This window comes from Acidisphaera rubrifaciens HS-AP3 (genome assembly GCF_000964365.1).
GTDB classification, from domain to species: domain Bacteria; phylum Pseudomonadota; class Alphaproteobacteria; order Acetobacterales; family Acetobacteraceae; genus Acidisphaera; species Acidisphaera rubrifaciens.
Genome location: NZ_BANB01000762.1, coordinates 1 through 3,928, shown reverse-complemented (window position 1 = coordinate 3,928; position 3,928 = coordinate 1). Strand labels below are relative to the sequence as shown.

The 3,928-nt window shown below is 73.1% G+C and carries 7 protein-coding genes; 5 read left to right on the top strand and 2 right to left on the bottom strand.

The genetic code is table 11. The features are described from left to right. The 4 genes from B8460_RS17395 to B8460_RS23665 all read left to right on the top strand — a co-directional run. Nucleotides 1–414 (top strand): NUDIX domain-containing protein (locus tag B8460_RS17395; protein WP_048862884.1); only part of this gene is annotated, 414 nt, incomplete at its 5' end. Continuing rightward, a complete protein-coding gene (locus B8460_RS17390) occupies nucleotides 411–1,622 on the top strand; it encodes an MFS transporter (RefSeq protein ID WP_052945291.1) in 1,212 nt (403 codons plus the stop codon). The genes B8460_RS17395 and B8460_RS17390, both read left to right, overlap by 4 nt. A gap of 97 nt (nucleotides 1,623–1,719) precedes the next feature. Continuing rightward, nucleotides 1,720–1,881 carry a hypothetical protein gene (locus B8460_RS22315; protein ID WP_158322963.1) on the top strand — a complete coding sequence of 54 codons (162 nt, stop codon included), beginning with the start codon at nucleotides 1,720–1,722 and terminating at the stop codon, nucleotides 1,879–1,881. Between the two features lie 66 nt (nucleotides 1,882–1,947). Next, nucleotides 1,948–2,082, top strand: coding sequence for a hypothetical protein (locus B8460_RS23665; RefSeq protein WP_277813991.1), 135 nt, complete (start codon nucleotides 1,948–1,950; stop codon nucleotides 2,080–2,082). A gap of 3 nt (nucleotides 2,083–2,085) precedes the next feature. On the opposite strand, the gene B8460_RS17385 is transcribed toward B8460_RS23665, so the two are convergent. After that, nucleotides 2,086–2,664: a YqaA family protein gene (locus tag B8460_RS17385; RefSeq protein ID WP_048862885.1), complete on the bottom strand. Its 579-nt coding sequence runs from the start codon at nucleotides 2,662–2,664 to the stop codon at nucleotides 2,086–2,088. Nucleotides 2,665–2,761: 97 nt separating this feature from the next. Between B8460_RS17385 and B8460_RS17380 the strand changes: the two genes are divergently transcribed. Continuing rightward, entirely contained in the window at nucleotides 2,762–3,250 is a 489-nt protein-coding gene (locus B8460_RS17380; RefSeq protein WP_048862883.1) for a hypothetical protein, read from the top strand. 12 nt (nucleotides 3,251–3,262) lie between these two features. Here the strand turns inward: B8460_RS17380 and B8460_RS17375 are convergent. Beyond that, nucleotides 3,263–3,928, bottom strand: a 666-nt coding sequence (locus tag B8460_RS17375; protein WP_048862882.1) for a sensor histidine kinase, incomplete at its 5' end; no start/stop codon positions are given.

The window sequence follows — 3,928 nt, the reverse complement described above, 5'->3', positions numbered from 1 at the left end:
GCCGAGCTGCCGCGCCGCGCCGCGAAGAAGCCGCGTCCGCGCCGGCACGGGGTGCATTTCTGGCTGACCGACGGCGTGCACGTGGCGCTGCGCCGCCGCCCGCCCGACGGGCTGCTCGGCGGGATGGAGGAACTGCCCGGCACGCCGTGGCGCGACGCCGCCTGGGACTGGGCGGAGGCGGCGGCGCACGCCCCGGCCGCCGCGGCGTGGCGTCCGGTGGGCGAGGTGCGGCACGTCTTCACGCATTTCGAGCTGTCGATCGCCGTCCACGCCGCGCGCGTCGAGAGCCTGACCCGGACCTTGCCGTCCGGCCTCTCCGCCCGCCGCCGCGACCGCCTGGCCGAGTCGGCGCTGCCGTCCGTGATGCGCAAATGCGCGGCGGTCGCCGAGGCGGCCGAGGCGCGCGGCGCATGAAGGCGGCGCGCAGCCCGAGCCTGCCGTTCCTGCTCATCACGCTCGGCATCGACGCGCTGGGCATCGGGCTGATCGTGCCGATCACGCCCGCGCTGGTGGAGCAGATCTCCGGCCTCGGCCCTGCCGGCGCGTCGTACTGGCAGGGCTGGCTGGTCGCGACCTTCGCGGCGGCGCAGCTGTTCTGCGGGCCGATCATCGGCGGCATCTCCGACCGCTACGGGCGGCGGCCGACGATCCTGATCTCGGTCGCGGGCATCGGCCTCGGCTACGTGCTGCTGGCCTGGGCGCCGACGCTGTTCTGGATCTTCATCGCCCGCCTCGCGGCCGGCGCGACGGCGGCCAATGCCTCGGCCGCCAACGCCTATATCGCCGACATCAGCTCGCCCGAGGAGCGGGCCAAGCGGTTCGGCCTGACGGGCGCGATCTGGGGGGCGGCGTTCATCCTCGGCCCCGCGGTCGGCGGTCAGCTCGGCGCCATCTCGCTGCGTCTGCCGTTCATCGCGGCGGCGGCGCTGGCGTTCCTCAATCTGCTCTACGGCTTCTTCGTACTGCCGGAGAGCCTGCCGCGCGAGCGGCGGCGGGCGCTGAACTGGCGGCGGGCCAACGTGTTCGGCTCGCTCGCGCTGCTGGTGCGCGACGCGGATCTGCGCCGCCTCGGCATCGCGTGGTCGGCCATGTGGTTCGGCGTCGGCGTGCAGCAGGCGGTGTTCGTGCTCTACACCTCCGAACGCCTCGGCTGGGGCGTCGCGCAGAACGGCACCGCGCTCGGGCTGGTCGGGCTGTTGCAGGTGGCGGTGCAGCTGGTGCTGGTGCGCCGCCTCGTGCCGTATCTGGGCGAGCGCCGGTCGCTCATCCTCGGCAACCTGGCCAGCGCCTGCGGCTATGCGCTGTACGGCATCGCCGACCGCCCGGCGCTGATCTTCGCCGGCATCGCCCTGCAATCCTGCGGCGCCATCGCCAGCCCGTCGGTGCAGTCGCTGATCGCGGCCCATGCCGGGCCGGAGCGTCAGGGCGAGATGCAGGGCGCGCTGGCGTCCGTGCAGGGGCTGACGGCGATCGTCGCCCCGCTGCTCGGCGCCTTCCTGTTCGCCCGCCTCGCCCACGTCCTGCCGGGCGCGGCGTTCTTCACGGCGACCGCGATGTTCGTCCTCTCCGCCTTCCTCGCCCAGGGCCTGCGCACGCGGGCGCGGGTGATCGAGCCGGTTTGATCGCCGCGCAGGCGCGGGCGGCCCCTGCCTGCGTCACCGTCGTGTTGGCTCGCGCGCCTAGCGTTATTATCCTGGCAACGACAGGGGGAAACGATCAATGCGCAGGCTGATCGCGGCGATGGCGACGACGATGACGCTGGCCGGCTGTTCATCGAGCACCGGCGTGCTACCGCTCGGTCCCGATACCTATACCGTCAGCGAACGATACGCCCCGATCCTAGGCGGCGTGAGCAAGGCGGAGAAGGTCGCGCTCACGTAAGCCAGCCAGTATTGCGACGGCCAGGGACGCAAGTTCCTGCCCGTCGCCGCCTCGCAGGGCGGCCCGGTGGTGCAGGAGGCGCTGTATGGCCCGACGCGCTACACGGTGACGTTTCGCTGCCTGCTGCCGGGTGACCCGGCCCTGGTTCGCCCCACGTTGGAGCAGAGCACGACCATCATGACGCCGCCGATCGAGCACTGACCGTCACAGGAACCGCAGCAGCAGGAACCCGCCCACGATCCCCGCCGCCAGCGCGCCGGCAACGAGGCCGAGGCGGCGTTCGACGAAGTCGCGGACCGGGGCGCCATAGCGGCGCAGCAGGCCGGCGAGCAGGAAGAAGCGGGCGCCGCGCGTCACCGCGCTCGCCGCCATGAACACCGCGAAATCGAAATGCGCGGCGCCGGAGGCGATGGTGACGATCTTGTAGGGGATCGGCGTCAGCCCCTTGATCAGGATCACCCACAGGCCCCAGCGGGCATACAGCGCCTCGAACCCCGCGACGCGGGCGCCGTAGCCATAGAAATCGAGCACCGGGCGCGCCAGCCGGTCGAACAGTTCCGCGCCGATGAGGTAGCCGAGCGCCCCGCCCGCCACGCTCGCCGCGGTGCACAGCGCCGCCAGCGCCCAGGCGCGGCGCGGGCGCGCGATCACCATGGGGATCAGCAGCGCGTCCGGCGGCACCGGAAAGAAGCTGCTTTCGGCGAAGGCGATGAGCGCGAGCCACACCGGGGCGTGCGGCGCGGCGGCGAGGGCGAGGGTGCGGTTGTACAGGCGGGTCAGCATGATGCCGCATGCCACGGCTGCCGCCGTCGCGGCAAACGCGGCCCTCCCCCCGCGTTGCACCCCGGACTATGCTCGTCCGCGTCACCGAGGAGCCGTCATGCGCCGTCCCGTCCGCCTCGCCACCGTGCTGGCCGCCCTGCTGCTGGCCGCCGCCATCCCCGCCGCCCCCCGCCCGGCCGCGGCCCAGGGGGCGCAGCCGCCGCATGCCTGGCTGTTCGGGTCATGGACCGGCGGCATCTTCCCCGTGCCGGGATCGGTGCGGCCGGAGGCCTGTTTCAGCCAGCCGACGGTGATCTTCACGCGCGACGTCGTGATGCGCGCGACCATCACCAGCCAGCTCTTCACCCAGCGGCTGGTGGCGACGGCACGTGCCACCGGCAGCGGGACGGAGTTCAGCTTCGTGGGCACCGCACCCGCCGCCGCCGGGAGCAACAGTCTCCTCGGCCTCAGCGCGCCGCAGCCGCGGCCCGGATTCGGCTGCGAGAGCGCCGACGTGCTGCATGTCGTCCGTCACGGCGAGAACGAGATCACGTTCCCGGGCTGCCGCGACTTCCCCTATCCGCTGGTGCGCTGCGGCGCGCGCTGAGGCCGCCGCGCCTCAGGCGGGCAGCGTCACCGTCGCCCGGGCGCCGGCCGGCTGGCGGTTGGTTAGGGTGACGTCCCCGCCATGGGCGCGCAGGATGTTGCGCGCGATCGGCAGGCCGAGGCCGACGCCGCCGGTCTCCCGGTTGCGGCTGGTCTCGACACGGTGGAAGGGCTCGAACACCCGCTCCAGCTCCTCGTTCGGGATGCCGGGGCCGTCATCCTCGATGTCGATGCGCACCATGCCGGACGCGACGCCGACCGGGGCGGGCGGGGTCAGCGTCACCCGCGCGGCGCCGCCGTATTTCACCGCGTTGGACACCAGGTTGGCGAGGCAGCGTTTCAGCGACAGCGGCCGCGCCCGCACCGTCAGGTGGGCGGGGCCGGCATAGGCGAGCCGGTGCGCGGCCGACGGCGCGGCGTCGCCCGCCTCGTCCAGGATGGTGCGCAGCAGCTCCGCCACGTCGATCGGCGAGACGGGCTCGCTGTTCTTGGCGTCGCGGCCGAAGGCGAGGGTCGCGGAGACCATCGCCTCCAGCTCCTCCAGGTCGTTCAGCATCTTGCGGCGCAGCTCGTCGTCGTCGACGAACTCGGTGCGCAGCTTCAGACGGGTGATCGGCGTGCGCAGGTCGTGGCCGATCGCGGTCAGCATCTCCGTCCGGTCCTGCACGAAGCGGCGGAT